Annotated in this window: 24 protein-coding genes; 7 read left to right on the top strand and 17 right to left on the bottom strand. The window is 68.8% G+C overall.

What is annotated here, in order from left to right:
* Window positions 1–2: 2 nt before the first annotated feature.
* The 10 genes from NMI01S_RS20030 to sucB all read right to left on the bottom strand — a co-directional run bounded on the left by NMI01S_RS20030 (window position 3) and on the right by sucB (window position 12,623).
* Window positions 3–1,499, bottom strand: a complete 1,497-nt coding sequence (locus tag NMI01S_RS20030) for an aldehyde dehydrogenase family protein (protein ID WP_084513091.1) — start codon at window positions 1,497–1,499, stop codon at window positions 3–5.
* Between the two features lie 123 nt (window positions 1,500–1,622).
* Window positions 1,623–2,258 (bottom strand): IclR family transcriptional regulator, encoded by a 636-nt coding sequence (locus NMI01S_RS20025; protein WP_063920793.1) that lies wholly within the window; start codon window positions 2,256–2,258, stop codon window positions 1,623–1,625.
* A gap of 10 nt (window positions 2,259–2,268) precedes the next feature.
* Entirely contained in the window at window positions 2,269–3,456 is a 1,188-nt protein-coding gene (locus NMI01S_RS20020) for an alpha/beta hydrolase family protein (RefSeq protein WP_245716938.1), read from the bottom strand.
* Window positions 3,449–4,687, bottom strand: coding sequence for a homogentisate 1,2-dioxygenase (locus tag NMI01S_RS20015; protein WP_062999325.1), 1,239 nt, complete (start codon window positions 4,685–4,687; stop codon window positions 3,449–3,451). The genes NMI01S_RS20020 and NMI01S_RS20015 overlap by 8 nt, the downstream gene beginning before the upstream one ends.
* A gap of 278 nt (window positions 4,688–4,965) precedes the next feature.
* Window positions 4,966–5,709, bottom strand: a complete 744-nt coding sequence (locus NMI01S_RS20010; RefSeq protein WP_062999323.1) for a DUF4191 domain-containing protein — start codon at window positions 5,707–5,709, stop codon at window positions 4,966–4,968.
* 67 nt (window positions 5,710–5,776) lie between these two features.
* A complete protein-coding gene (locus tag NMI01S_RS20005; protein ID WP_062999321.1) occupies window positions 5,777–7,978 on the bottom strand; it encodes an elongation factor G-like protein EF-G2 in 2,202 nt (733 codons plus the stop codon).
* A gap of 176 nt (window positions 7,979–8,154) precedes the next feature.
* Window positions 8,155–9,165, bottom strand: a complete 1,011-nt coding sequence (lipA, locus tag NMI01S_RS20000; RefSeq protein ID WP_062999885.1) for a lipoyl synthase — start codon at window positions 9,163–9,165, stop codon at window positions 8,155–8,157.
* Window positions 9,166–9,239: 74 nt separating this feature from the next.
* Window positions 9,240–9,791 (bottom strand): GNAT family N-acetyltransferase, encoded by a 552-nt coding sequence (locus NMI01S_RS19995; protein ID WP_281186728.1) that lies wholly within the window; start codon window positions 9,789–9,791, stop codon window positions 9,240–9,242.
* 106 nt (window positions 9,792–9,897) lie between these two features.
* The gene (locus NMI01S_RS19990) at window positions 9,898–10,788 is read right to left on the bottom strand and encodes a TIGR01777 family oxidoreductase (protein WP_062999319.1); all 891 of its coding nucleotides are present in this window, start codon (window positions 10,786–10,788) and stop codon (window positions 9,898–9,900) included.
* A 32-nt stretch (window positions 10,789–10,820) separates the two neighbouring features.
* Window positions 10,821–12,623 carry a 2-oxoglutarate dehydrogenase, E2 component, dihydrolipoamide succinyltransferase gene (gene sucB, locus NMI01S_RS19985; RefSeq protein WP_062999317.1) on the bottom strand — a complete coding sequence of 601 codons (1,803 nt, stop codon included), beginning with the start codon at window positions 12,621–12,623 and terminating at the stop codon, window positions 10,821–10,823.
* Window positions 12,624–13,034: 411 nt separating this feature from the next.
* On the opposite strand from sucB, the gene NMI01S_RS19980 reads away from it, so the two are divergent.
* On the top strand, window positions 13,035–13,385 hold the full coding sequence (locus tag NMI01S_RS19980; RefSeq protein WP_036500046.1) for a hypothetical protein: 351 nt from the start codon (window positions 13,035–13,037) through the stop codon (window positions 13,383–13,385).
* 245 nt (window positions 13,386–13,630) lie between these two features.
* Here NMI01S_RS19980 and NMI01S_RS19975 read toward each other — a convergent pair whose 3' ends face one another.
* Window positions 13,631–15,139 (bottom strand): leucyl aminopeptidase, encoded by a 1,509-nt coding sequence (locus tag NMI01S_RS19975; protein ID WP_062999315.1) that lies wholly within the window; start codon window positions 15,137–15,139, stop codon window positions 13,631–13,633.
* A 311-nt stretch (window positions 15,140–15,450) separates the two neighbouring features.
* Here NMI01S_RS19975 and NMI01S_RS19965 point away from each other — a divergent pair, with 311 nt between their 5' ends.
* On the top strand, window positions 15,451–16,014 hold the full coding sequence (locus NMI01S_RS19965) for an RNA 2'-phosphotransferase (RefSeq protein WP_062999311.1): 564 nt from the start codon (window positions 15,451–15,453) through the stop codon (window positions 16,012–16,014).
* Between the two features lie 62 nt (window positions 16,015–16,076).
* Here the strand turns inward: NMI01S_RS19965 and NMI01S_RS19960 are convergent, their stop codons facing one another.
* On the bottom strand, window positions 16,077–16,739 hold the full coding sequence (locus NMI01S_RS19960; protein WP_062999309.1) for a phosphate signaling complex PhoU family protein: 663 nt from the start codon (window positions 16,737–16,739) through the stop codon (window positions 16,077–16,079).
* A 144-nt stretch (window positions 16,740–16,883) separates the two neighbouring features.
* Between NMI01S_RS19960 and NMI01S_RS19955 the strand changes: the two genes are divergently transcribed.
* From NMI01S_RS19955 to NMI01S_RS19945, 3 genes are all read left to right on the top strand, one after another.
* Window positions 16,884–17,954: a ParA family protein gene (locus NMI01S_RS19955; RefSeq protein ID WP_157126270.1), complete on the top strand. Its 1,071-nt coding sequence runs from the start codon at window positions 16,884–16,886 to the stop codon at window positions 17,952–17,954.
* A 111-nt stretch (window positions 17,955–18,065) separates the two neighbouring features.
* Window positions 18,066–18,878: a class I SAM-dependent methyltransferase gene (locus NMI01S_RS19950; RefSeq protein WP_062999307.1), complete on the top strand. Its 813-nt coding sequence runs from the start codon at window positions 18,066–18,068 to the stop codon at window positions 18,876–18,878.
* A gap of 91 nt (window positions 18,879–18,969) precedes the next feature.
* The gene (locus NMI01S_RS19945) at window positions 18,970–19,263 is read left to right on the top strand and encodes a hypothetical protein (protein ID WP_062999305.1); all 294 of its coding nucleotides are present in this window, start codon (window positions 18,970–18,972) and stop codon (window positions 19,261–19,263) included.
* Between the two features lie 118 nt (window positions 19,264–19,381).
* On the opposite strand, the gene NMI01S_RS19940 is transcribed toward NMI01S_RS19945, so the two are convergent.
* From NMI01S_RS19940 to NMI01S_RS19925, 4 genes are all read right to left on the bottom strand, one after another.
* A complete protein-coding gene (locus NMI01S_RS19940; RefSeq protein ID WP_062999880.1) occupies window positions 19,382–19,915 on the bottom strand; it encodes a dihydrofolate reductase family protein in 534 nt (177 codons plus the stop codon).
* A gap of 2 nt (window positions 19,916–19,917) precedes the next feature.
* On the bottom strand, window positions 19,918–20,835 hold the full coding sequence (locus NMI01S_RS19935; protein ID WP_218021070.1) for a helix-turn-helix domain-containing protein: 918 nt from the start codon (window positions 20,833–20,835) through the stop codon (window positions 19,918–19,920).
* Window positions 20,836–20,899: 64 nt separating this feature from the next.
* A complete protein-coding gene (locus NMI01S_RS34270; protein ID WP_062999301.1) occupies window positions 20,900–22,021 on the bottom strand; it encodes a glycoside hydrolase family 19 protein in 1,122 nt (373 codons plus the stop codon).
* Window positions 22,022–22,167: 146 nt separating this feature from the next.
* Complete coding sequence (locus tag NMI01S_RS19925; RefSeq protein WP_062999299.1) at window positions 22,168–22,590, bottom strand: DUF1707 SHOCT-like domain-containing protein; 423 nt, start codon at window positions 22,588–22,590, stop codon at window positions 22,168–22,170.
* Window positions 22,591–22,928: 338 nt separating this feature from the next.
* Here NMI01S_RS19925 and NMI01S_RS19920 point away from each other — a divergent pair, with 338 nt between their 5' ends.
* Together NMI01S_RS19920 and NMI01S_RS19915 are read left to right on the top strand one after the other, a co-directional pair.
* Window positions 22,929–23,981, top strand: a complete 1,053-nt coding sequence (locus tag NMI01S_RS19920; RefSeq protein WP_062999297.1) for a mechanosensitive ion channel family protein — start codon at window positions 22,929–22,931, stop codon at window positions 23,979–23,981.
* A 19-nt stretch (window positions 23,982–24,000) separates the two neighbouring features.
* Window positions 24,001–24,855, top strand: a complete 855-nt coding sequence (locus tag NMI01S_RS19915; protein WP_062999296.1) for a TIGR03621 family F420-dependent LLM class oxidoreductase — start codon at window positions 24,001–24,003, stop codon at window positions 24,853–24,855.
* On the opposite strand, the gene NMI01S_RS19910 is transcribed toward NMI01S_RS19915, so the two are convergent.
* The gene (locus NMI01S_RS19910) at window positions 24,852–25,982 is read right to left on the bottom strand and encodes a helix-turn-helix domain-containing protein (protein ID WP_062999295.1); all 1,131 of its coding nucleotides are present in this window, start codon (window positions 25,980–25,982) and stop codon (window positions 24,852–24,854) included. The two genes, NMI01S_RS19915 and NMI01S_RS19910, sit on opposite strands and share 4 nt — an antisense overlap.
* Between the last annotated feature and the right edge of the window lies 1 nt (window position 25,983).

Genomic DNA, 25,983 nt, shown 5'->3' with positions numbered 1-25,983 from the left:
GCTCAGAACATCATCTGGACGGTCTTCTCCTCGGTATAGGCTTCGATACCGGCCGGGCCGAGTTCGCGGCCGACACCGCTCCCGGCCCGCCCGCCCCACGGCGTGGTCATGTCGGGGATGCCGAAGGCGTTGATCCACACATTGCCCACCCGCAGATCGCGCGCGGTGGTCTGCGCGGTGCGCAGGTCCTCGGTGTAGATGATCGCGTTGAGCCCGAAATGGCTGTCGTTGGCCAGGGTCAGCACCTCGGCGGTGTCGGAGAAGGGGATGATCGTCGCGACCGGGCCGAAGATCTCCTCGCGCGCGATGCGCTGGTCGTGACGGCCGAGGAAGACGGTCGGCTCGACGAAATAGCCGGGCCGGTCGGCGAGTGAGCCACCGGTCACCAGTTCGGCGCCCTCGGCGACACCCAGTCCGAGGTAGCCGCCGATGCGCTCGTGCTGCTGCCGGTTCACCACCGGTCCCATGGCGACGTCGGGGTCGAACGGGTCGCCCAGCGGCAGCGATTCGGCATGATCGGCCAGCCGCCGCGTCACCTCCTCGACCAGGCTGTCGTGGACGTAGACGCGGGTCCCGGCCGCGCACACCTGGCCCTGATGCAGGAAGTTGCCGACCGCGATGAACGGCAGCGCGCGGTCCAGGTCGGCGTCGGGAAAGACGATCTGCGGATTCTTGCCGCCCAATTCGAGGGTGACCTTGCGGAACTGGCCGCCGGCGTGGGTGCTCATGAGGGCGCCGACCTCGGGGCTGCCGGTGAAGGTCAGCTTGGCAAGTCCGGGATGACGGGCGAGCGCGGCGCCGGCGGTCTCGCCACGGCCGGGCACCACGTTGAACACCCCGTCCGGCACCCCGGCCTCGGCGAGGATTTCGGCCAGCCGCAGGATCGACAGCGCCGCATCCTCCGGCGGCTTGATCACCACGGTGTTGCCCGCGGCCAGTGCCGGGGCGATCTTCCAGCCGGCGACGACGATCGGGTTGTTCCACGGCGTGATCGCGCCGACCACGCCCAGGGGCTCGCGCAGGGTGTAGTTGAGCCGGTGCCGCCCGGCGTAATCGGGTAATTGCATCGTCGAGCCGTGCAGTTTGTCGGCGTAGCCCGCGTAGTAGCGGAACGTGGCGAGGGTGGCCGGAATATCGCCGAAAACGCCGTCCTTGTACAGCTTTCCGACCTCGAGGGTTTCGAGTGCCGACAGGTACTGCGTATCGGCCTCGATGAGATCCGCTGCGCGGAACAGGATTCGTCCCCGCTCGGTGCCGCCCATCTCCTTCCAGCCGCTGCCGTCGAACGCCGCCTGCGCCGCGCGGACCGCATCGTCGACATCCTCGGCGGCCGCGTCGGCGATATCGCAGATGTGCGCGAGGGTGGCCGGATTCTCGGAGCGGTAGGTCGCGCCGCCGCTCGCGTCGCGCCAGCGGCCGCCGATCCACAGCCGCCGCGGCGGGAACGTGGTCGGAGCCTGCGCGCCGTCGGCGCGGGCGGTGGAGGTGTAGTCGGACACGGCTGCTCCTGACGACTGAACGAAGTGTGAGCAGGCTAGCGCGGTGATCGTATGTTGTGAAGGAGTTTCCGATTATCGGACAACTCGTGGTCTGATACTCGGCTCGGAAGTGCTCCGGAATGTTCAGCCCAGTGCGTCGTACAACCGTTCGGCGGCCCGGCGCACCGCATCGGCCATCGCCGCAGTCTCCTGCCCGGCCAGGGTGACCACCCCCACGGCCGCTGGGGGGCCGGGCAGCCCCGGCAGCGATGCGACGACGCCGTGCGCGCCGGGCACGAGCTTGCCTTCGCTCTCGAAGATCCCGCGCTCGCCGCGCCGGGCCGCCTCGATCGCCTCGCCGAGGGCACCCTGTCCGCGCGCGGTGCGGGCGCCGACCCGATAGGCGACATGGAAGGTGGTGAACGGCGGCTCGACGACCGCGACCGCGAGGACGTCGTCCCCGTCCGCGACACAGAAATGGGCCGTGGCCTCCACTTCGCGGGCCAGATCCTCGAGGGTCTCGCGGGTGGCCTCGCGCACCGAGCCGAGGACGTGCTGCGTCAGCACGAGCGCGCCCGCGGACACACTGACGGTGCCGTCCTCGGCCCGCCGCACCAGTCCGTGTTCGACCAGCGTGCCGACGAGGCGATAGATGATCGTGCGGGACAGCCCGAGCTCCTGCGCCAGTTGGGCGGGGGTGCGGGCATGGGGGCTGCTGGCGAGCAACTTCAGCACGTCGAGTCCCCGGCTCAGGGTCTGCGAGGTGTCGGGAGCCGGCATGGCAGGAATCCTACGTGGGCGGCGCCTCGATCAGCTCACGCTCGGCGGCCCACTGCTCGACGTATGCGAGGCACGTGCGCAGATGGCCGGGTTGTCCGACGTAATAGTGTGTGGCGCCGGGGATTACGCGATAGGTCCGGTCCGGGGTGGCGAGCGCGTCGCGCACGATCGGGTTGTGGGTGGCGGGCACCGCGTCGTCGGCGGAGTTCTCGATCTGCAGCACCGGGCCCTTCGTGATCCGCGCGGCATTGCGTGCTCCGCCCGCCACCGAATGATCCAGACTCCACTGACTCAGCCACGACCGCAGCGTCGTGTAGCGCGCGAGGCCGACCGGCCCGACGTTCGCGGTGCGCGGATCGCCGAGATAGCACCAGTTCGGGCGGCGGTCGTTGGGGTCGACGGCCGGATCGAGCCAGCGCACATCGCACATCGTGCGGTGGACCAGGAAGGGCTGCTCCTGTTCGGGTCCGCCCGCGGCGCGCAGTTCGGCCAACCGGGTGAGCGCCCAGTCCGAGATACGGCGATTGCGGGCGCGCTGGGCTTCGCGGAATCCGGCGACGTATCCGGGATCGTAGGGCGGTCGCCGCGGCGCGTCGTCGGCATAGATGTCCCAGGTGGCGTCGCGGCGGTGCGGATCGGTTTCGTCGATCACCGAGGGGTCGAGCCATTCGGTGAGCGTCTCCGCCCGCGACAGATGAGCCGCGATGAACACGACCCCGTCGGCCGGCGAAAGTCCCGCTCCCACAACATCGACCGGATCTCCGGCGGGGGTGTGCGTGATGCTCGGATCGAATGCCTCGGCCTGGTACAGCAACGACAGCGATCCGCCGCCGGACCAGCCGACCAGGACCACGCGGTCGTAGCCCGCGACCTCGCGCGCCCAGCGCACCCACGCGCCGAGGTCGAGGACCACCTTCTCCATCACCAGTGCGGAATCGTTCTTCGGGTAGCGGCTCGCCCCGCACAGCACGTGATGTCCGCGGGCGGCGAGCGCGGTCGGCATCGGCAGCAGATTCAGCGTCGAGGTCGGATGCTGGAACAGGAAAACCGTTCCGCCCGAACGCCGATCGCCCGGCGGGCGCAGCAATTGCCCCTCCAGCACGATCCCGTGACCGCCGGTGAATCCGTAGGTCTCGCGGACAGTGGGCTGCTCCTCGCCGTGCAGGATCACCGGGATCCGCTCGAACGACTCACTCACCGCGCCCTCCCTTCTGTTGTGGCCGACCGGCATACGGTTTGTCCGACCAGCTCCACGGATAGCCGGGCACATCGCTCGCGGTGCCGCCTTCGGCCACCTCCAGCGGGCGGAAGGTGTCGATCATGAACGCCATCTCGTTCGGTTCGGTGAAACCGGGGGAATCGAGATAGGCCCGGCGCCGGGGCCCGTGGGTGTACGCGGCGGGATGCAGGCTCACCGAACCGGTCCGGATCCCGGAACCCTTGCGCGCGGCGGTCTCTCCGGCGAAGTAGAACATCACCTCGTCGGAGTCGACGTTCGAGTGGTAGTACGGCACCTTGATCGCCCCGGGTGCGAATTCCAGTGGGCGCGGGACGAAATTGCACACCACGAAACCCGGCCCCTGCAGCACCTGATAGGTCGGCGGCGGTTGCAGTACCGCGCCGACGACAGGGGAGAAGTCGCGATAGTTCAGCGCGTACGGATAGAGGTGGCCGTCCCAGCCGACCACGTCGAACGGGTGGTGGTCGTAGACGACCACCGTGCCGTGCAGGCCGGAGGCGGTGCGGTGTTTGACGTAGACCTCGGTGTCGGCGTCGATGAGCTCGCCGGGCGCGAGCAACGGTCCGGCCGGTCCGCGCAGGTCACGTTCGGTGATCGGGGAACCCTCGAGGAATTGGCCGTAGCGCGTGCGGTGTTTGTCCGGCGGCTGGACGTGCCCGGCCGCCTCGACGCACAGCAGCCGCAACGGGCCCGCGTCGGTGTGCGGCAGCCATCGATGGACGGTGACTCGCGGTATGACGACGTTGTCGCCCTGCCGCACCTCGACCCGGCCGAAGACGCTCTCCAGGGTGGCCGTGCCGGCCTCGACGAAGATCACCTCGTCGCCGATGCCGTTGCTGTAGAGCGGAGAGGGCTCGTCGGCCACGACGTAGGAAATGCGGACGTCGGCGTTGGCGAGCACCGGGCGGCGGTGCCGGACCGCGTCCCGGCCGACGGCGTTGTGGAACAGATCGGGCAGGTGAAAATGCCGGGGCAGCAGTGGGGTGTTCGCGGTGAGGGATTGATCGCCGAGGTCCCACTCGCGGGCATCGACCAATGCGGACGGGACGCGACGGTGATAGAGCAGCGAACCGGTCCCGGAGAACCCCTCCTCCCCGATGAACTCTTCGAAGGTCGGCGTGCCGTCGTCGAGACTGAAGGCGGTATGACGCTGCCGCGGGAATGCGCCGACGGCCCGGTAGTACGGCATCACACCTCCTGCTCGCTGTCCGACATTCGTTTCCGAGTGTCCTATATACGAACCTATGGGAGCGGGCGGGACTCTGTCCATGGTTCGACGCAGATCCGCCCGCTGCCAGGTCGAGCAGCGGCGCCGGCGTACATCGACCGGGGTATCGCGAGGGCCGGGTTCGTCACGGGTCGGGGCGGAGACGGCAATCGCCGCCGCTCCCCGATGTCGGGATGCGGCGGCGATTCTGTGATTCAGTGCCTGCGGCAGATCGCGCGCAGACGGTCGTGCCGAATATGTCAGCGGCGGCGGATGGTGCGCTGCACACCGCGCATCTTCGCGCCGGCCGGCAGCGGGCCCTTCGGCAGGGCCGGTCCGCCACGGGTGGCCAGGGCGGTGAGGCGGCCCTCGATGAGGTCCATCCGCTTGGCGTCGATATTGCGGGGAAGTTTGGTGAGGTGGCGCTGCAGGCTCTTCAGCGGAACCTGGCCCTCCTCGTTGCCGATCACGATGTCGTAGATCGGGGTGTCGCCGACCAGGCGAGCGGTCTTCTTCTTCTCCTGCGCCAGCAGCGATTTCACCCGCTGCGGCGACCCCTCGGCCACCAGGATCACGCCGGGCAGGCCGATCACGCGGTGGACGGCGTCGAGCTGGGTGGTGGCGGCGACGGCCTGGGTGGCGCGCCATTTACCCTGCAGATTGTCCAGCACCCACCAGGCCGCACCGGCTTGCCCCTCGGCCTTGGTGTAGACGTTCTTCTGCACCCGGCGCCCGAAGATGATGAAGGCGACCAGCGCGCCCAGCAGAATGCCGACCGGCAGCAGGAACCACTGCATGTCGAACAGGAAGCCGATGAGGAACAGCACCACCGTGATGCCGACCAGCGCGCCGATCATCAGCGGCAGCAGCAGTTTGTCCTCTTTGCGCACCATCTGGAACGTCTGCCAGAGCTGCTGACGCCGCTCCTTCGACGCCTGCCTGCGCGCCGCCTTCGCCGCGGCCTTCGCTTCCTTCGACGGTGTGCCGCCCTTACCTGCTGCCATACCTCTCAGAATAGTGGTCGAGCGGGACCTACCCCGCACGGGCCGCAGAACGGGTGCGACGCTCGCCTCAGACGGGGGCTTCGCTGCGACTGCGCAGGTCCGCGGCGATCTGGCTCGGCATCGGTTCGTGCCGCACATAGCTGCGGTCGAACTGGGCGGCGCCGCGCGAGAGTGAGCGCAGGTCGATGGCGTAGCGGCTCAATTCCAGTTCGGGCACCTCGGCGCGGATGACGGTGCGCCCGGCGGTGGCCGGTTCGGTGCCGAGCACGCGGCCGCGCCGGCCGGCCAGATCGCCGAGGATGGTGCCGACGAAATCGTCGGCGACGGTCACCCGCACCTCGGCGATCGGTTCGAGCAGATCGATCCGGGCGGCCGCCGCCGCCTCCCGCAGGGCCAGCGCGCCCGCGGTCTGGAACGCCGCGTCGGAGGAGTCGACCGAATGCGCCTTCCCGTCGAGCAGGGTCACCCGCACATCGACCAGCGGATAGCCGGCGGCGACCCCGCGCTCGGCCTGCGCGCGCACGCCCTTTTCCACCGAGCCGATGAACTGGCGTGGCACCGCGCCGCCGACCACCTTGTCGACGAAGTCGATCCCGGAACCCTCCGGCAGCGGTTCCACCTCGATATCGCAGATCGCGTACTGGCCGTGGCCACCGGACTGCTTGACATGCCGTCCGTGCCCGGAAGCCTTGCCCGCGAACGTTTCTCGCAAGGCCACCCGATACTCGTCGACATCGACCTGTACCCCGAACCGGGACCGCAGCCGTTCCAGCGCGACATCGCGATGGGCCTCGCCCAGGCACCACAGCACCAGCTGATGGGTGCGCGGATTCTGCTCCAGGCGCACCGTCGGATCTTCGGCGACCAGACGGGACAGGCCCTGCGAGAGCTTGTCCTCGTCGGCCTTGCCGTGGGCGCGCACCGCCACCGGCAGCAGCGGTTCGGGCAGCGGCCACGGTTCGATCAGTAGCGGAGAATCCTTGGCCGACACGGTATCTCCGGTCTCGGCGTGCCCCAGTTTGGTGACGTAGGCGATATCGCCGGCGATGGCCTGGCCGATCGGGAACTGGTGTTTACCGAACGGCGCCGTCACCGCGCCGACCCGCTCGTCGACATCGTGCCCGTTGCCGTCGTTGTGCCCGCAGATGTGCACGGTGTCGTCGGCGTGCAGGGTGCCGGAGAATACGCGCACCAGCGACACCCGGCCCACATACGGGTCGGAGGCGGTGCGGATCACCTCGGCGGCCAGCGGCGCAGCGGGATCGCAGGACAGTGCCTGCGGCGCCGCCCCGTTGCTCGGGCAGCGTGCCGCGACCGCGTGTTCGGCGGGGGTGGGGAAGCCGCGGGTGATCAGCTCCAGGATCTCGACCATGCCCAGACCCTCGCGGGTGCCCTCGGGCGGAGGCGCCGCGATGAGGATGGGGTGGAAGCGGTCGTGCGCCACCGCGCGTTCCAGATCCGCGATCAAGGTGGTGAGGTCGATCCGTTCGCCCTCGAGATAGCGGTCCATCAGGGTTTCGTCTTCGCTCTCGGCGATGATGCCCTCGATGAGCCGGTTGCGCGCGGCCTCGATCTGCGTGGTCTGTTCGGCGGTGGCGTCGGTGCGGGTGTGCGCCCCGCCGGAACAATCGAAGACCTGCTCGGTGAGCAGGTCGATCACTCCGGTGACCGGGCGGTGCCCGTCGGGACCCTTCGGGCCGTACACCGGCAGGTGCAGCGGCAGGATCGCGTCGGAATCGCCGTCGCCGAGCAGTTCCGCGCAGGTCCGGGCCATCAGATCGAAATCGGCGCGGGCCGCGTCCAGATGAGTGATCACCAGGGCCCGCGGCATTCCTACGTGCGCGCATTCCTCCCACAGCGTCAGCGTCTGCCCGTCCACACCGTCGGCGCCCGCGGCGGCCGAGACCACGAAAAGGGCCGCGTCCGCAGCTCGCAGACCGGCCCGTAGTTCGCCGACGAAATCGGCGTATCCTGGCGTATCGATCAGATTGACCTTGATGCCGTTCCAGGCGACCGGCACCACCGACAACTGAACCGAGCGGTGTTGTCGCTGTTCGATATCGTCGTAATCCGACACACAGGTGCCGTCCTCCACGCGGCCGGCTCGGGTGAGCGCCCCGGCCTCCATGGCCAGTGCCTCCACCACCGTGGTCTTGCCGGAGCCGGTGTGCCCGACGAGGACCACATTGCGGATACCGTCGGGCTGGGACGCCTCGATGACTCTGCCGACGGAACTGTTACGGGCGGCGGTGCTCGCTTTCTCGGCCATGTCTCTTCACTTCCCGGAGTCGACACGTGCGGTTGCTTCGAGCTTCCCACCGGCGCGCGGCTGTGTCACCCGTTCCGGGGATCCGCACCCCATCCGTGGTGAATCCGCACCCCGGACGCAACGAACGACCGGCCGAAGGCGAATTCGGCCGGTCGCTACGAGGTGGCTGATTCGATTCAGCTGCCGAATCGGGCGAGAACCGAGCTCGCCTCCTGACTCGCCGAGCCCTCCGCGGCCAGATGCGCCATCTCCGGTGCGATCTCCCGCCCGTGATGCGCCATCGCCTGCGCGTACAACCGGCCGGCGCGGTAGGAGGAGCGCACCAGCGGACCGGCCATCACGCCGGCGAAGCCGAGTTCGGTTGCGACGCGGGAATGTTCGACGAATTCCTCCGGCTTCACCCAGCGGTCCACCGGATGGTGGCGCGGCGAGGGCCGCAGGTACTGGGTGATGGTGAGGATGTCGCAACCGGCCTCGTGCAGGTCACGCATCGCCTGGGTGACCTCTTCGGGGGTCTCGCCCATACCGAGGATCAGATTCGACTTGGTGACCAGACCGGCCTCGCGGGCCGCGGTCAGCACCGCCAGCGATCGCTCGTAGCGGAAAGCCGGACGGATCCGCTTGAAGATGCGCGGCACGGTCTCGACATTGTGCGCCAGCACCTCCGGCCGCGAGGAGAACACCTCGGCCAGCTGATCGGGTTCGGCGTTGAAATCGGGGATCAGCAACTCCACGCCGGTGTGCGGGTTGAGTCGTTTGATGGCGCGCACGGTTTCGGCATACAGCCAGGCGCCGCCGTCGTCGAGGTCGTCGCGGGCGACACCGGTGATCGTCGAGTACCGCAGACCCATCGCCTGCACGCTCTCGGCCACCCGGCGCGGTTCGTCGCGGTCGAGCGCGGCGGGCTTACCGGTGTCGATCTGGCAGAAATCGCAGCGGCGGGTGCACTGTTCGCCGCCGATGAGGAAGGTGGCCTCACGATCCTCCCAGCATTCGAAGATGTTGGGACAGCCCGCTTCCTCGCAGACCGTGTGCAGCCCTTCACGTTTGACCAGGCCCTTGAGTTCGGAGTACTCGGGGCCCATGGTGGCGCGGGTGCGGATCCACTTCGGCTTGCGTTCGATCGGGGTCTGCGCGTTGCGTGCCTCGATACGAAGCAATTTGCGACCGCCTGATTCCCGTACCAGGGAATCGGAGGACGAAGTGGTCGGCGCGGCGGTGTGTGCCGTGCCGCTGTTCGATGTCGGGGTATCGACGGAGGTCACTCGAACGACTCTACGCCCGCCGAAATCGGGCCCGGCAGCGTGCGCTGCATCAAGGTCAGATCCATCCATCCGCCGAACTTGTGACCCACCTCGGACAGCTGGCCGACGATCCGGAAGCCGAACTTCTCGTGCAGCAGAATCGAGGTCTTGTTGGAGGTTTCGATCGCCGCGATGACCGTGTGCACCCGTCCGGACTCCTCGGCCCGCCCCAGCAGGGCCGTCAGCAGCGCGGTCGCCGCGCCGCGGCGCTGGAACCGCTCCGAGACGTACACCGAATTCTCCACGCAGTACCGGTAGCCGGATTTGGGCCGCCACTGCGCGTAGCTGGCATATCCGGCCACCTCACCGTCGATGATGGCGACGAGCACCGGATATCCGGCGGCCACCCGGTCACGCCACCAGTGCAGGCGATCGTCGAGGTCGACCGGCTGGGTGTCCCAGATGGCGGTCGTCTCGGCCACGGCGTCGTTGTGAATGGCGAGGATGGTGGGGATGTCGCGTTCCTCGGCATCGCGAATGCGCGGTCCACCCGACTGGATATCGGTCACCGCCTCAAACTATCCGCAACCCTCGGCGGCGGCGAGCCGATCGGGCTCGAACGCGAGCGGTGTCCGTGCAGGTGTGAGCGGTTTCACCCACCGCTCGGCACCCCGCTCAGTCGATCACCGACGCCAGCGCCTGCCCGATGGTTTCGTGGCGGAAGGTGTAGCCCGCGTCCTCGAGGACGGTGGGAATCGCGCGCGGGCCGCGCAGGATCGCCTCCTGAGCCAATTCGCCGACCGCGGCGTGCAAGGCGACGGCGGGCACGATGAACGGCGCCGGACGATGCAGCGCCCGCCCCAGCGCGCGATTGAATTCGGCATTGGTCACCGGCGCGGGGCCGACCATGTTGACCGGTCCGCGCACCGACGGGGTGGTCAGGACGAACGAGATGCCGGCGACCTCGTCGTCGAGTGAGATCCACGGTTGATACTGGCGCCCGCTGCCCAGGCGCCCGCCCAGGCCGATCGAATACAGCGGCCGCAACAGGGCCAGCATGCCGCCGTGGCGAGACAGCACCACCGCACTGCGCACCTGCACCACCCGCACCCCGGCATCGACCGCGGGCTGGGTGGCGGCCTCCCAGTCCCGGCACAGCGTCGCCAGGAAACCCGTTCCGGCGGAATCGGATTCGGTGATCACCCGGTCGCCGGTGTCGCCGCCGTAGAAATGCACGCCGCTGGCGTTCACCAGCGTCGGCACGCCGGCGGCGGCGACCGCGGTGGCCAGCACGTCGGTCGGGCCGATGCGGCTGTCGCGCAGCTGCTGTTTGTAACTGCCGTTCCAGCGCCGCGCGCCGAGTCCGGCGCCGCACAGGTTGACCACGGCATCGGCCGCGCGCAGGGCCGGTGCGGGCACCTGCGCCCGCACCGGATCCCAGCTGAACTCGTCCTCGGCCGCGGCGGGACGGCGCACCAGGCGGGCCACCTCGTGCCCGTCCCGGCGCAGCGCGGCGACCAGCGCCGTCCCGACGAGTCCGGACGAACCGGCGATCACAACCTTCATGTCGTCACCGAATCGTCATGTCGCGCAGCGTTTTACAGACCGAGGTCGGCCTCGAACGCAGCCTCCTCCAGCCGGTGCCTGATGGTGGTCAGGAAGCGGCCGGCGTCGGCGCCGTCGATGAGGCGGTGATCGTAGGTCAGCGGCAGGTAGCACATCGAGCGGATGCCGATGAACTCGCTGCCGTTGTCGGAGATCACGATCGGGCGCTTGACGATCGCACCCGTGCCCAGCATCGCCGCCTGCGGCGGCACCAGGATCGGAGTGTCGAACAGGGCCCCCTGGCTGCCGATGTTGGTGATCGTGAACGTGCCGCCGGCCAGCTCGTCCGGCTTGAGGCCGCCGGTGCGGGCGCGGTTGGCGATATCGGCGATGGCGCGGGCCAGGCCGGCCAGCGACAGGTCGCTGGCGTTGTGGATCACCGGCGACAGCAGACCCTGCTCGGTGTCGACCGCGATGCCCAGGTGCACCGAGGAGTGGTAGGTGATCTCCTTGGTGTCCTCGTTGTAGGAGGCGTTGACGTTGGGGTGCACGCCCAGCGCCTCCACGGCGGCCTTCGCGAAGAAGGGCAGGAACGTCAGATTGACGCCCTCACGGTTGGCGAATGCGCTCTTGGCCTTGGCCCGCAGCGCCGCGATCTTGGTGACGTCGACCTCGTGGGTCTGGGTCAGCTGCGCGGTGGTCTGCAGCGATTCGCGGGTCTTGGTGGCGGTGATCTGCCGGATGCGGTTGGCCTTCTGGACCGTGCCGCGCAGTGCCTGCAACTGCGGACGGGCGCCGGCCGGAGCCGACGGCGCGGCGGGGGCGGCGGCAGCGGCCGGCGCGGCAGCGGGCTGCGGAGCGGCCGGGGCCTTGTTGGCCTCCGCCGCCGCGAGCACGTCCTGCTTGCGGATGCGGCCGCCGACGCCGGAACCCTTCAGGGTCGACAGATCGACGTTGTTCTCCTGGGCCAGCTTGCGGACCAGCGGGGTGACGTAGGGGGATTCGCCGTTACCGGACGCGGCGGGCGCGGCCTGGGCCGGCGCCTGCTGAGCGGGAGCCTGCTGCGCGGGCGCTTTCTGCTCGGCCGGCGCCTGCTGAGGAGCCTGCTGCTGCGGCGCCTGCTGGGCGGGGGCCTGCTGAGCGGGAGCTTCCTGAGCCGGCGCTTCCTGGGCGGGTGCCTGCTGCTGCGCGGGCGCCGGAGCCGGGGCGGGCGCGGACTGCGCGGCGGCGGGCGAGCCGCTGCCGATCACGCCGAGCTGACCGCCGACCGACACCACGTCGTCCTCGTTCGCGCTGATCTCGAGCAGCGTGCCGGCCACCGGCGACGGGATTTCGGTATCGACCTTGTCGGTGGAGACCTCGAGCAGCGGCTCGTCGACCTCGACCTGGTCACCGACCTGCTTGAGCCAGCGGGTGACGGTGCCCTCGGTGACGGATTCGCCGAGTTCCGGCATCTTCACCGACGTGCCGTCGGCGGCACCACCGGACTGCGCGGCGGGGGCGGGCTGCTGCGCGGGCGCTTCCTGCGCGGGGGCCTCCTGCGCGGGGGCGGATTCGGCCGGTGCCTGCTGGGCAGGTGCCTCCTGTGCCGGGGCGGGTGCGGACCCGGACGCCTCGCCGGCGTCGCCGATCACGCCCAGTTCGCCGCCGACCTCGACGACGTCGTCTTCCTGGGCCACGATCTTGGTGAGCACACCCGCTGCGGGGGACGGGATTTCGGTGTCGACCTTGTCGGTGGACACTTCGAGCAGGGGCTCGTCGACCTCGACCGTGTCTCCTTCCTGCTTCAGCCACCTGGTCACAGTGCCCTCGGTGACGCTCTCACCAAGAGCTGGCATCTGGACGGAGAAGGCCATGTCCGTTGACTCCTCTAACTGCTCGACGGGTTCACAACAGTTCGTCTCTCGGCGGGGCGCGCCGCGGGTCGCGGCGAGCACCCGACTGCCACCGAACATTCCTGTGGCACCGGAGATCCGTGCGGTTCTTGTTCCGGTTCTCCATCCTTGCACTCGCCGTTGCGATACGTACCACAGGGCGGGCGGTCGGCGGGCCCGTGGCGACATCACAGCATCCGCGCCGCTGCGGAGAGCTGCCCCGATGTCGATCGTCCGGCTCGGCGTGTCTGGTTCGACACCCCGCGCCGAACCGCGGGGATCGGACACCGTGTCCTCGACGGAGCTGGGCGTGCGCCCGAAATGCCCGACAGCTGGCACTATCGATGGATCGGGAGTGCACGCACCCGACATTCGACCAGGAGGTAGGCGGCCGTGGGGTTGCTCGATCGTTTCCGCGGCGGCCGCGCGGGCAGAGGCGCCGACGCCTCCGATATTCGTTATCTGGCCGACTGGGTGCGCACGCATGTGGGTGTCGAGGCGTATATCGAACCCAAGACGACAGTGACCGATGTCACAGCGATTCTTATCGCCGCCGATGGGGAATGGACACGCCGGGTCGTGGGCGAGCGCGGTGCGCGCCAATTGTCGAGCCGCCTGGGGGTTCCCGTCTACGACGTCGGTCGCACCGGTTACCCGCAGCGCATGCGCGACTACGACGCCCGCAAACGCATCGAGCGCAAGCGCGCGCTGGAGGCCGATCTGCGGGATCTGTCCGCGGAGTAGGAGCTTCGGGCCGAGTGGGGGCCGATAGTTGGAATTCGCGTCAGCAGGATCGCGACGGCGGCCGTCGACACCAGCGCCGGTCTACTGGCGTGCGCTCAGCTCGTGGTGAGGCGTCGGGCGCGCACACCGCGGTCGGGCAGGCGCCGGCGTCGGTGCCGAACCGGTCCGGGTGATGCGCTGACCAGATCCCGGTCGGCCACACGTCCGATAGCCGCCGACCGGGAATCCGAATTGTGCTGTGCCGCTTATTCGCCCGCGATATCGGTCAACACGGCGACCAGGGTGCGCACGGGAACGCCGGTGCCGCCCTTGCCGATGTAGCCGAACGGCCCGCCGGTGTTGTAGGCCGGGCCCGCGACATCCAGGTGCGCCCACTGCACCCCCTCGGGCACGAATTCCTTGAGGTAGGTTCCGGCGACCAGCATGCCGCCCCAGCGGTGCGGGGAGACGTTGGCCATATCGGCGACCTTCGAGTTCAGGTCGGCACGCAATTCGGCGGGCAGCGGCATCGGCCAGCCGTTCTCGCCGACCTCCTGCGACAGCCGCGCCACCCGGTCGCGGAATTCCTCGGTGCCCATCACGCCCGGGGTGCGGGTGCCGAGTGCGACCATCTGCGCGCCGGTCAGCGTCGCGACGTCGATCAGGTAGTCCGGGTCGTCCTCGCCCGCGCGCACGATCGCGTCGGCCAGGATCAGCCGGCCCTCGGCGTCGGTGTTGATGACCTCGATCGTGGTGCCGCCGTACTGGGTGAGCACATCACCGGGACGCTGCGCGGTTGCCGAGGGCATGTTCTCGGCCATCGGCACCGTCGCGGTGACCGTGATCGGGAGCCCGAGGCGCGCCGCCACCAGGGTCGTCGCGATGACCGCCGCGGCGCCACCCATATCGGAGGTCATATTCTCCATATTGGCCGCCGGCTTGATCGAGATACCGCCGGTGTCGAAGGTGATGCCCTTACCGATCAGGGCGACCTTCGTATCCCCGCCGGAGTAGGTGATGCGGATCAGCCGCGGCGGGCGCGAGGAGCCCTTGCCGACGCCGACGATGCCGCCGTAACCGCCCGCCTCCAGCTGCTTCTCGTCGAGGATCTCCACATCGAGTCCGGCCGCCCGCGCCAATTCGGCCGCGCGCTCGGCGAACTCGGCCGGGAAGAGGGCGTTCGGGGGAGTGTTGACGAAATCTCGCGCGGTCGCCACCGCCTCGGCGACGGCCTGGGCGCGGAACAGTTCGTCCTCGCCGGAATCGGCTGTGGGAACGAGGAATTCGACGCGCTGCAGCGGCCGCTCGGCCGGTTTGGGCGCCGACTTCTCGGACTTGAACGTGGTGAAGGTGTAGGCGCCCAGGTAGAAGCCCTCGGCGGCGGCGCCCAGATCCAGTCCGGACAGCGTCGTGACGGCCGTGGCGGTGCCGGCGAGCGAGCGGGCGGCCACACCGGCGGATTTGCGGATCTGCTCGGCGTCCAGCGCCTCACGTCCGCCGAGTCCGACCGCGAGCACGCTGGTCGCGCCGAGCCCGTCCGGCGCCGGGATCCGGGTCAGTTCCTCGGCCTTACCCTTCGCGCCGACGGCCAGCAGCGAGGCCAGCAACTGCTCCCGGGTGCCGGCGTCGAGCACCGCGTCGAAAACGTCGGCCGCGGCGATCACGGGCCCGTCGTCGGTGGACAGAAGTCCGACCACGAGGACATCGGTATCGGGACCGATGCTCTCGGTACGTGCCAGTTCCGGGCCGAGTGAACGATCTGCAACAGCTGTCATGCGCCCAGGTTACTGGGTGGGGCTCGGGGCCCCGGCGGGAGCGACGCGGCCGGAGATGGCAGCCCGCGTCACCGCGGAGGCCGCTGCGGACACAGGTGTCGATGCTGCTGGGAGCGACGCGTCCGGAGGCGGCAGCCCGCGCGTCACCGCGGAGGCCACCGCGGCCGCCGGCGTCGACACTGCCGGGGGCGGCGCGATCGCGAGCGGCAGCCTGCCGGGCCCGACTCCGCGGCCGAACACCACGGGAGCCCGCCGCGCGGAATTCGTTGGTGCCGATGCGGGTCGCCATGTCATTGTGGTGGGGAACCACTATGAACGATAGAGAATTGGTGCGCTTGTCGAAGCGCCTGTCGAAATGGTTGCGGCACGATCCGCAGGGAATCGGCCTGGAACCGGACGCGGCCGGCTGGGTGCCGGTGGACATCCTGCTGCGGCAGGCCGACGCTGCCGGAACGACGATCACTCGTGACGACCTGAACGCGGTGGTCGCCCGAAACAACAAGCAGCGCTACGAATTCGACGAGAGCGGCACATCGATCCGCGCCCGGCAGGGACATTCCATTCCGGTCGAGCTCGGTTACACCGCGGTCGAACCGCCGCCGATCCTGTTCCACGGCACGGCCGAGCACCTGGTCGATGTGATCATGGCCGAGGGGCTGCGTCCGATGCGCCGGCATGCGGTCCACCTGTCGGCGGATGTGGAAACGGCACGCACGGTGGGTGGCCGGCACGGTCGCCCGGTGGTCTTCGACGTCGCGGCCGAGCGGATGTATCGCGACGGGCACTCGTTCTACCGCACCGGCAACGGAGTCTGGCTGGTCGATGCGGTGGCACCGCACTATCTCGCGCCGAGACCCTCTGCCGGTACGGCCTGAATCCGTAGCCACTACGGAGTCCGGTGCGGGAGTTCGTGCTGGCGGCGGAGTGGAGGTTTCGCTCACTCCTCGCCGGTCTGCGCCGACAGCGGTACGCCGGTGTGGAAGAACCGGATCAACCGCCCGATCCGCACGCAGTGTGCGGCGCAGCGCTCGAAATGGTGTGCCAGCAGCGCCGTTTCGACCGCCATCGCGTTGCCGTGCTGCCAGCCGTCGTCGGCGACCGCGCGCAGCAGGTGCTGCTGGAGCTGTTCGATCGCCGGATCCGGCGGAATCAGGGTGGTGTCCGGTTCCACCTGCTGGGCCGAGATCACCGCGATGGCCGCGGCCGTGAGATCGACCAGGGCCGCGGCCATCGCCGAGAGTTGATGCGTGATGTCCTCGGGCGCCACGGGTTCCGGGAATTTCCGTACCACACCGTCGGCCACCCGGCTGAGCCCGCCCGCGATACCGGACAGATCCTCCGCGATCTGGATGGCGGTCACCACATTGCGCAGATCCCGCGCGACGGGCGCCTCGAGCGCGAGCAGGATCACCGACCGGTCCTCGCATTTGGCGTGCTCGGCCTGGATTCTCTCCTCCAGCGCGAACACCTCGTAGGCAGCGGTCAGATCGGCGTTCTCGATCGCCACCGCGGCGCGTTCGGCCGCCTCGTGTGCCAACCGAGCCATATGAGCGAGCTCGTCGGTGAGCGCCGCGAGTTCGGAAGAGAATTTCGTTCGCACTCCGGTATCTTCGCCGGACGCCGCGCCGAACGTGCAATATCCCAGGAAAAGTCATCGAATCTCCGCCTCGCGGGCCGGTGTCGTGCAGTGCCGCAGGGCGTGTCGATCATTAAGGTGTAGCGCACCGTGCCGACGGTGGTGTGAATGGAGGGTCTCGGGCTGGTGGAGTTACGAAGCGAGACAACATCCGGGCAGCGCACGGGATCGGTCGAGGTCGTGGGTCCGCTCGGTGCGGCGCAGCCGGCGAATTCGGCGGCCGACGAGGACGGATTCGACTGGCTGGGGCGCACCCGGGCCGGCCGTGTGCTGCGGTTGGAACGGCCGCAACGGATCTGGGAGGCCGAGCGTACGCCGGGGCGCTCGCGCCCGTACGTGGTGGCGACGTTCAACTTGAAGGGCGGGGTGGGTAAGACCACCACCACGGCCGCGCTGGCCGAGATCCTGTCCGCCGAATTCGACAAGCGGGTCCTGTTGATCGATCTGGATCCACAGGCCAATCTCACCGCGATGATGGTCGGCGAAAACCGCGCGATGGAACTGGATTCCGGTGACCGCACCCTGGCCGCGATCTTCGCCGCCGCGCTGGCCGGGCGGCCCGCCCCCGATGTGCGCGCGCTGATTCAGCACGAAGTGTCGCCCATGCACGCGGTCACCACCGTCGATCTGCTGCCCGCTTCGCCGAAACTGATTGCGCTGCAGGACGAGATGCCCGCGCTGCGGCAGGGCGAACCCACCGCGGTGCTGGCTCGGGCGCTGTCGGGCGTGCTCGAGGACTACGACTACGTCCTCGTCGACTGCCCGCCGAATCTCGGCCCGATCACTCAGAACGGCCTGCGTCTGTCCGACGGTTACCTGATCCCCACCATCCCGGACATCATGTCCACCTACGGAATTCCGCCGGTGCAGGCGCATCTGCGCCACCTCGCCGCACGCTGGGGTGATCCGCTGGAGGAGCTCGGCGTCGTGGTGACCAAGTACCGACGTTCGTCCGCGGTCCACCGCACCACCCTGGAGATCCTGCAGGCCAATCGCACTCTGCCGCGGTTGTTCCCGACCCGCATTCCCGACTCCAATCAGATCGCCGCCGCGGCCGCGTTCACCGATTTCGGAAGTCTGCGAAGGAAATACGGGACGGGCGGGCAGTTCCTGGCATTGCGCGAACTGACGGCGGATTTCCTCGCGACGACGCGAATAACCCTCGCGTGGGGACGGTGAGGGCCGCGGGCACGAGCAACGACACGACAACTCGCGTCAATTATGTGTTGACGAGTACTTGATCGTCAACCTTCGGTTGACGAATGTCTCCGTCCGATCTACCGTTGCCGCATGTCCTCCACCGAACCGCCCGCACCGGCGATCACGCCCGCCCAGCGCCGGTCGACCGGCGAATCCTTCGGCATCGATCCGGCCCGCTACGACCGCACCCGCCCGCCCTATCCGCAAGCCATGATCGACCGCATCATCGCGGCGAGCCCGGGTCCGAACTACCTGAACGTCGGCTGCGGAACCGGTATCGAAGCGCGGCAGTTCCGTGCCGCGGGCCGCACCGTACTGGGCGTCGAACCCGACGCCCGGATGGCCGACTTCGCGCGACGTGACGGACTGCGAGTGGAGGTGGCCCGGCTGGAGGAGTGGGATCCGGCCGGGCGCGTCTTCGATGCGGTGGTGTCCGGCACCGCGTGGCATTGGATCGATCCGGTCGAGGGTGCGCGCAAGGCGGCGCAAGCGTTGCGCCCGTCCGGCCGGTTGGCATTGTTCTGGCACGTTTTCGAACTGCCGCCCGCCGTGGCCGAGGCTTTCGCCGAGGTCTACCGCCGGCTGCTCCCGGATTCGCCCTTCCGTCCGCCGGCCCGTGCCGACCGGGCGGTGGACCCCTACGAGCCGATACTTCTGGACTCCGCCAACGGAATTCGCGACGCCGGCGGATTCGGTGACGTGCAGCGGTGGCGCTTCGATTGGGAGCACCGCTATACCCGTGACGAGTGGCTGGATCAGATGCCCACCCAGGGCACGCTGACGCGAGCTCCGGCGGAGGTGGTGGATCAGGTGCTCGCGGGCGTCGGCGAGGCCATCGACGCGATGGGCGGCAGCTTCACGATGCCGTACGCCACGATGGTCCTCACCACCGCTCGGCTGTGAACTGACTCACATCTCCGGTTCGGTGGAACCGCGGCGACGCCGGAGCGTCCAAACCCATGACGGACAACATCTTTCGAGACAAGGATTCGGCATGACACGCACTACGGCCGCACTTCTCGCCTCCGCCGCGATCGCGGGCTTCGGCCTGACAGCCGGCCAGGCGGCGGCGGCTCCGCTCGCTCCGGCGCAGCATCAGGCTCTCGACCCGTCGGCCGCCCAGAACGGCTGCCCGCCGCCGCCGACCGGCCCGGACGGTCGCCCGCTGCCGCCGCCGCGGGGTGTGGACGGCAAGCCGCTGCCCCCGCCCACCGGCGCCGACGGTAAGCCCTGCCCGCCGCCGATCGGCCCCGACGGCCGTCCCCTGCCCCCGCCGCCCGGCGCCTGACGCGGGTGACAGCCGCGCGCACGCCCACCTCGACCGGTGGAGTGTGCGCGCGTTCCTCCGGCTCCGGACGAGTGACGGTCGCGTAGCCGACGTGGCGACCGTCCACTCGCGATATCGTCTACTGGACGATATCGTAACGGGCGCAGGCGAATTCGCCGTTGCGCGCCAGTTCGGTCAGCTTCATCTCGATCCGGCGGGGCAACAGCGGTTGCCCTTCCCCGAGGGTGACCGGCGCGATCGATACGCACACTTCGTCCAGCAATCCGTGGTCGGCGAACTGTCCCGCCAACTCGCCGCCACCGACGATCCAGATGCTCTTGCCCGCCGCGGCCTCGGCCATCTCCTTGTGCACCACGGTGATCGGCTGCTGCGTGTACCGCACATCGGCCCCGTCGGTGCGCGGGGCGAAGTCGCGGTGAGTGAAGACCCACGCGGGCATCGCGTACGGCCATTCCATATCGGGATGGTTGTCGAGGATCCACCGATAGGTGTTGGCGCCCATGGCGATAGCGCCGATGTCGGCGATGAACGCGTCGTACCCCATCGGGCCGTCGTTGTCGACCTGCCGGGTCAGCAGCCAGTCCAGTCGATGGTCCGGTGTGGCGATGAATCCGTCCAGGGTGGTGGCGGTGTAGTACACGGTGCGGGCCATGGTCATCCTCTCCTGCGCAACCACATGATGGGGTCGCCGTTGTCGTGTTCGGTTGCCCGATCGGGGTATTCGCTGTCGATCCATTGGCGTACCAGTAGTCGCCGGTAGGCCGAATAGGTGAGCACGTGGGCGATCACGGAGCCGAGGACGAAACTCTCCGGCGGCTCGCACAGGGCGTCGATCAGGGTGTCGTCCCAGCCGCCGCGACGGTCGATGTCGCGGACGGTATCCAGCCACCGCGGCACCGTCTCCTCGAATCGCCGTGTCAGTGCGGGGAGGTCGTCGGATCCGCGGTCGGGTTGATCAGTGCCCTCGATGGCGGCCAGCCACACCTGTTTGGTCCATACCAGGTGAGCGAGGACGGCCGCGATCGACGCATCCGGTCCGTCCCACGCCAGCACCGCCGCGGACGAACGCTGCCGTCGGTACCGGTGCTCGTCGAGACCCTTCGCCATGTCGAGGAGTTCGCGCGTGTCCTCCACGTCGTGGTGCAGCAGCAGCGATGTCGGGTCCATATCGTGTCTGCCTTTCGGTTCGCCCTCCACCCACAGCGACATCGGCGGGTGGAAATGGATCCCGTTCACCGCGGGAAGCCAGCGGGTGCGGGAGGCCGCCGGCGTCGCGCTCGGCGGATGTCCGTAGGCGCGGCTGTAGGCCCGGCTGAACCCCTCCACCGAGTCGTATCCGGCGGCGAAGGCCACATCCGTCACCGCCGCGCCGCCACTCAACTGCCAGGCGGCGCGCTCGAGCAGCACCCGCCGCCGCATCGCCACCGGCGACTCGCCGGTGCCGCGGGAGAATTGCCGGGAGAAGTGATAGGGCGAGACGAACGCGCCCTGCGCCATCGCGCTCAGCGTGGTGTTGTTCTCGTCGAGAACGGAATCGAGCAGTTCCCGTAATCGGTCACGTCCGGTCGTCACACCGTTCAGTGTGGTCGGCGCGGGCCAGGGCGCGCTTGACCGATCTTGCGCATGTCGACGGCGTTCAGTCGGCGTCGAGGACGTCGCGCGCCTTGTCGTAGTATTTCCGTCGCGCCGCGGCGCCGTTGTCGCCGCCGTTGATCGTTCGCGTGACGGCGTTCAGATCGTCCGCGTCCGCGGCATCGTTGAGGTGATGTGATCGCCAGAACCACGCGGCGATGTCGAACGCGTGTTCCGGGTCGTCGGCCCGTTCCGGATGATGGACCAGGTCGACGCCGATGGCCTTCCCGGCGGCCGCGTAGTTCGAACGCCCGGTGATCTGCAGGGCTCCGCGTCCCCGATAGCGGGCGCCGTCGCCGGGCTGCGTATTTCCCAGCGATCGCCCGACCGCGGTCTGCGGCCCGTAGTTACTGTCGAAGTAATTTCGGTCGCCGTATTCGGTGAGAGTCTTCAGCTGGTCTGTTTCGTGCAGCACCTGCGCCAGAAAGGCGGCCTCGCGTTCCGGTGTCGTGATTCCGGCCGCCAGCATCGCTTTGTTCAGATACGGCAAGTACTTCCGCAATGTGTCGGAATTCGCCTTCGGTGCAAGAGTTTTCATTTCCGCAAAAGTCAGGGGGCCCATCGCGTCGGCGCTCGCCTTGTTCGCACCGGCCACCCGTTCGTATTTCTTCCAGACTTCTCGCAGCGAAGTGCGCAGCCGCTCGATGAGCCCGATCTCCACGCCGGCGGACAGCTTTCCCGGCCCGGCGGCATGCAGGGCGGACCTCAGTTCGCCCACCTCGTCCCAGATATCGCGATTGAGCTCGGTGCCCATTCTCGCCGCCGACGCCACCTCGGCGGCGATGTCCGCGTGCCGGCTGACCAAGCCCTGTGTGACGCCGCGGAGCTTGTCGACGGTGGCGTTGTGCGCGGAGGTGACCGTCGAGTGATCGATGGTGTCGGCGAGACCGGCGTCGGTGAGCAGTCGATTCACGTCGGGAACCGCGGCCTTGTCGCCGACGCCGAGGTGGTCGACCATCGCCTGGAAGACCGCCTGCACCATGCCGGTCGTCTGCTTCAGCGCCTGCCTGGCCTGAGGAGGTGGCGGCAACTCGACGGTCCACCCGGTCCACCCGTAGGTCGGGCAGGTGGTCGCGTCGTCGGGCGCGGCGGCCTGCGGTGATGTCGCGGCCGCTTTGGCGGTCACAGTCGGTCCAGGGGTAGCCGCGGCTTCCGCCAGGATCCTCGAGCTGGGTACTACCTTCTCGGCGCCCACAGCGGCCATGCTGGCACGGAGCCGCCGCAGTTCTCAGTGACGAGAACGCCGATGAGCTCGGGCGCCGCGGCGTGCGTTCACACCCGGTAGTGCCGGTGGGGGCCGTATCTCGGCGGGCCGTATCCGCGGCGGTGGTGGATGAACAGGAAGAACAGCGCCGGGAAGACGAAGAACGGAATCATGTGGGTGGTGGCGACGATCACGACCGCGACCACCACGGCGGCCAGCAGCAGCGCCGGGAACACCGGGCGCGGGCGACGGGCCTCCCGCGACGGCCGAGCGGGCGGGGCGGGTTGCGGGCGCGGCAGGTCGCTGAACAGGACGATCAGGTCGGCGGCGGTCTTCGCGGCGTAGGCGCGGCTCACGCGCTCGTCGTATTCGTCGAGCTCGAGGCGTCCGGCCGCGAAATGGTCGCCCAGGGCGGCCGCGGCCTGTTCACGCTCGGCCGTGCCGACGCGGACGCTCGGCGACCCGAACACCGCGGGGTCGAAATCGGTCATGGCAACCGCCTCACCGGGGAAACGAAATCACGATGCACCCAGCGTAGGACGCTTCGGCGAATCGTGCCTGCGCCCGCGGGCGTATCCGTGGCTACGCAGCGCGACGGATCCGGCGCGTACCGGCCGGCATTTACTGTGCGGATGAGCCCTGGATGAGCGAGGAAGATACCCGGAAGCCTTGCGCTGAAACACTATTCACTACGTCGTCCCAGGTCGCGAAAGTGTCGGATTTCGCACAGCCGCAGGCGGCGGCGAGCTGCGGTTTCGCTCGGTAGCGTGGCTGGAAGCCCGAGATACGAGCAAGTCCGAGATACAGCCGTCGCAAGGAGTTGGAAGCCTTGGAGGAGGTACTTCGACCGCTGGTGGTCTTCGCCGCGACGCTCGCGGTCACCATTTCGATCGGCGCGGTGGTCGACCGCCTGTTGAGTCACGCCGCGCAGAAGCATCCCGCTAACCGACTGCCCGGTCTACTGCGTCGCATCCACCTGCCGCTACAGGTGTTCCTGGCGACGATAGCCCTGCATTTCACCTACCCGCTGGCAGAGATCGAACTGCGCCACGACGCGGTCGTGCTGAACATCCTCGCCGCGGTGGCGATCCTGTCCGCCGCCTGGGTGGTGATGCGCGCCGTCGATGCCGTCGCCGAGAACACGCTGGACAAATACGCTCACCGCACCGCCGACATCGCCAAGGTGCGGCGGCTGCATACGCAGCTGACGTTGGTCCGGCGCATCATCACCACGGTGCTGGCGATCACCACCGCGGCGGTCGCGATCCTGCTGCTGTTCCCGAATCTGCGTACCCTCGGTACCTCCCTGCTGGCCTCGGCCGGCATCATCGGCGTGATCGCCGGTGTGGCCGCGCAGTCGACGCTGGGCAATCTGGTGGCCGGCCTGCAGATCGCGTTCGGTGATTCGGTGAAGATCGGCGACACCGTGGTGGTCGAGGGGGAGTGGGGCACGGTCGAGGAGATCACGCTGTCGTTCCTCACCGTCCGCATCTGGGACGACCGCCGGCTCACCATGCCGGTCTCGTACTTCAATTCCAAACCGTACGAGAACTGGTCCAAGGGCGGCCCGCAGATCACCGGCACGGTCTTCCTCTACCTGGACACCAGCACGCCGGTGGCCGAACTGCGCGAACATCTGCGCGACTATCTGCGCACCCGCGACGATTGGGACGGCCGCAGCTGGAATCTGCTGGTCACCGACAGCACCCCCTTCGGCATCCAGGTCCGCGCCTCCATGTCGGCCCGCAACGCCGACGACGTGTGGACGCTGCGCTGTGCGGTGCGCGAGGAACTGCTGGCCTGGCTGCGCAACGAGCACCCGAATGCCCTGCCGAAGATCCCGACCAGCGTCGTCGAACGCGAACATGCGATGGCCGAGTAGCCGCCTATAGAGTCGTGGGGTGCGCGAATTCCGCTTCGGAGTCAACTTCCTCAATCCCGGGTCCGCCGACGAGTGGGCCGCGAAATGCCGGCGGGCCGAATCGCTGGGCTACGACGTGCTGTTGGTTCCCGACCACCTGGAACTCCCGGCACCCTTCCCGTCGGTGCTCGCCGCCGCGCAGGCCGCCGAGCGCCCGCGGGTGGGCACCTTCGTCCTGAATGCCGCGTTCTGGAACCCGGTTCTGCTGGCTCGCGACGTGGTCAGCATCGCCCGGCTCACGGGGGACCGGCTCGAGCTCGGCCTCGGAACCGGTTATGTGCGAGACGAATTCGAGGAAGCCGGCCTCGACTTCGGCACCCCACGTACCCGGGTCGACCACCTCGAGAAGACGCTGACCGAACTCCGGCGGCTGCTGCCCGAACCGCATCCCACCATTTTGCTGGGCGGCAGCGGTAACCGCATGCTGCGGCTGGCCGCCCGCCACGCCGACATCATCGCGTTCACCGGTGGCGAATCCGTCCCCGGCGCCACCGACGGCTCCCTGCGCCTGTCCAGTGCCGAGACGGTCGACGAACGTGTCGCCGCGGCACGGCGTTTCGTTGCCGAGTACGACCGCGATCCCGAATTCAACATCCTGATCCAGCAGGTCGTGGAAACCGCCGACCGCAAGGCCGCCGCGACCGAGATCGCCGCGCAGATGGGTCATCTGAGCGTGGACGAGGTGCTGGACGCGCCGACCCTGCTGATCGGCACGGCCGCCGAAATGGCCGATCAGGTGCGCGGACGCCGGGAACGGTACGGGTTTTCCTATGTCACCGTCTTGGAGCCCGCGATGGAGGGGTTCGCGAAGGTGATGCGGGAAGTGCGGGGCTAGTGCACGACCGACAGGTGCGGACCGACCTGCGCCTCGCCGAGGACTTCCGCGAGAAGCCATGAGGTCCATCGCAGTTCGTCGGCGAGTTCGGCGCGTCCGAGCCCCGCGCTGTGCGCCCGCGCCACGGCCTCCGCGAGCAATCCGGGGGCCTCGCCGGGATATTCGGCGACCGGCTCGCGAGCGTGTTCCACAGTCCGGGTCGGTTCGAGAATGTGCATTCGGGGGCCTCGGTCCTGGCCGATCCGCCTGATCACCTCGGTAGGCACACCCCACTGCCGTGCGAGCGCCGCCGGGCTGGGGAAGTGAATCGGCGACGGAAACAGCTGGTCCATGTCATCGGCGGGAACCAGCAGTTCGGCGGCGAACCGGTCGGCCTCCTCTGCCTGAGTCCGGTCTCCCGGCAGCGGGCAGGGGTGCAGCAGGAGATGACCGAGTGCGCGCGCACACGCGAATCGGTAGCCGTAGACGCATTGCGTGTGCCGGGCGGCCACGACGATCAGTGAGCGCCCCCAGGTGTGCGCGGCATAGGTGCCGACCCGAGCCATGGCCGCGCTGGTCGCCGGCGCGAAAGCTACTACGATGCCGCGCGACTCGAGTGTCGCGCCGAGATGGGCCAGTGGACCCGGTGCGATGCCCCAGTGGTCGCGGAGCAGGCGCGCGGCGTCGGCGGGCGCTGTCCCTTCTTCGAAGGCGGGGAGGTCGAGCGCCGGGAACCGCATTCGGCAGGCCAGCGTGTACGCCAACTCCCAGAGGTACTCCGCGAACGCCACCGCCTTCGCCCGATCGGATGCGGTGGCCGAACCGGGATCGTCGAAATGCAGGTCCGCGGCGTCGATCCGGCACATCGGGCGTCCAGTGGCGAAGTAGTCGACGGGGACTTTCAGCGCCCTGGCCAGGTCGGCCGGAACGTCCGGATCGGGCTGTACGGCGCCGATCTCGTACTGTTCGACGACCGAGGGGGACAGCCCTGCCGCATCAGCGAGTTCACCGACGGACAGTTCGGCCCAGCGCCGCGCCTGCGTCAGTCGTATCGGCTCGAATGCCGACGCGACGAACCCGACCGGCTCGTCGGCCCGTTCGGTGAGGAGTTTCAGTCCGCGTCGGTCCTGCCGACCGTCACTGTCCACC

Origin of the sequence: Nocardia mikamii NBRC 108933 (genome assembly GCF_001613505.1) — a bacterium.
In the GTDB taxonomy this organism is placed as follows: Bacteria; Actinomycetota; Actinomycetes; order Mycobacteriales; family Mycobacteriaceae; genus Nocardia; species Nocardia mikamii.
This window is presented reverse-complemented; position numbering and strand designations above follow the sequence as displayed.

Coding starts and splice junctions, on each gene's coding strand:
- NMI01S_RS20025 (WP_063920793.1), bottom strand. CDS start 2,258: ATGCCGGCTCCCGACACCTCGCAGACCCTGAGCCGGGGACTCGACGTG.
- NMI01S_RS20015 (WP_062999325.1), bottom strand. CDS start 4,687: ATGCCGTACTACCGGGCCGTCGGCGCATTCCCGCGGCAGCGTCATACC.
- NMI01S_RS20010 (WP_062999323.1), bottom strand. CDS start 5,709: ATGGCAGCAGGTAAGGGCGGCACACCGTCGAAGGAAGCGAAGGCCGCG.
- NMI01S_RS20005 (WP_062999321.1), bottom strand. CDS start 7,978: ATGGCCGAGAAAGCGAGCACCGCCGCCCGTAACAGTTCCGTCGGCAGA.
- NMI01S_RS19990 (WP_062999319.1), bottom strand. CDS start 10,788: ATGAAGGTTGTGATCGCCGGTTCGTCCGGACTCGTCGGGACGGCGCTG.
- sucB (WP_062999317.1), bottom strand. CDS start 12,623: ATGGCCTTCTCCGTCCAGATGCCAGCTCTTGGTGAGAGCGTCACCGAG.
- NMI01S_RS19975 (WP_062999315.1), bottom strand. CDS start 15,139: ATGACAGCTGTTGCAGATCGTTCACTCGGCCCGGAACTGGCACGTACC.
- NMI01S_RS19965 (WP_062999311.1), top strand. CDS start 15,451: ATGAACGATAGAGAATTGGTGCGCTTGTCGAAGCGCCTGTCGAAATGG.
- NMI01S_RS19955 (WP_157126270.1), top strand. CDS start 16,884: ATGGAGGGTCTCGGGCTGGTGGAGTTACGAAGCGAGACAACATCCGGG.
- NMI01S_RS19950 (WP_062999307.1), top strand. CDS start 18,066: ATGTCCTCCACCGAACCGCCCGCACCGGCGATCACGCCCGCCCAGCGC.
- NMI01S_RS19945 (WP_062999305.1), top strand. CDS start 18,970: ATGACACGCACTACGGCCGCACTTCTCGCCTCCGCCGCGATCGCGGGC.
- NMI01S_RS19940 (WP_062999880.1), bottom strand. CDS start 19,915: ATGGCCCGCACCGTGTACTACACCGCCACCACCCTGGACGGATTCATC.
- NMI01S_RS19925 (WP_062999299.1), bottom strand. CDS start 22,590: ATGACCGATTTCGACCCCGCGGTGTTCGGGTCGCCGAGCGTCCGCGTC.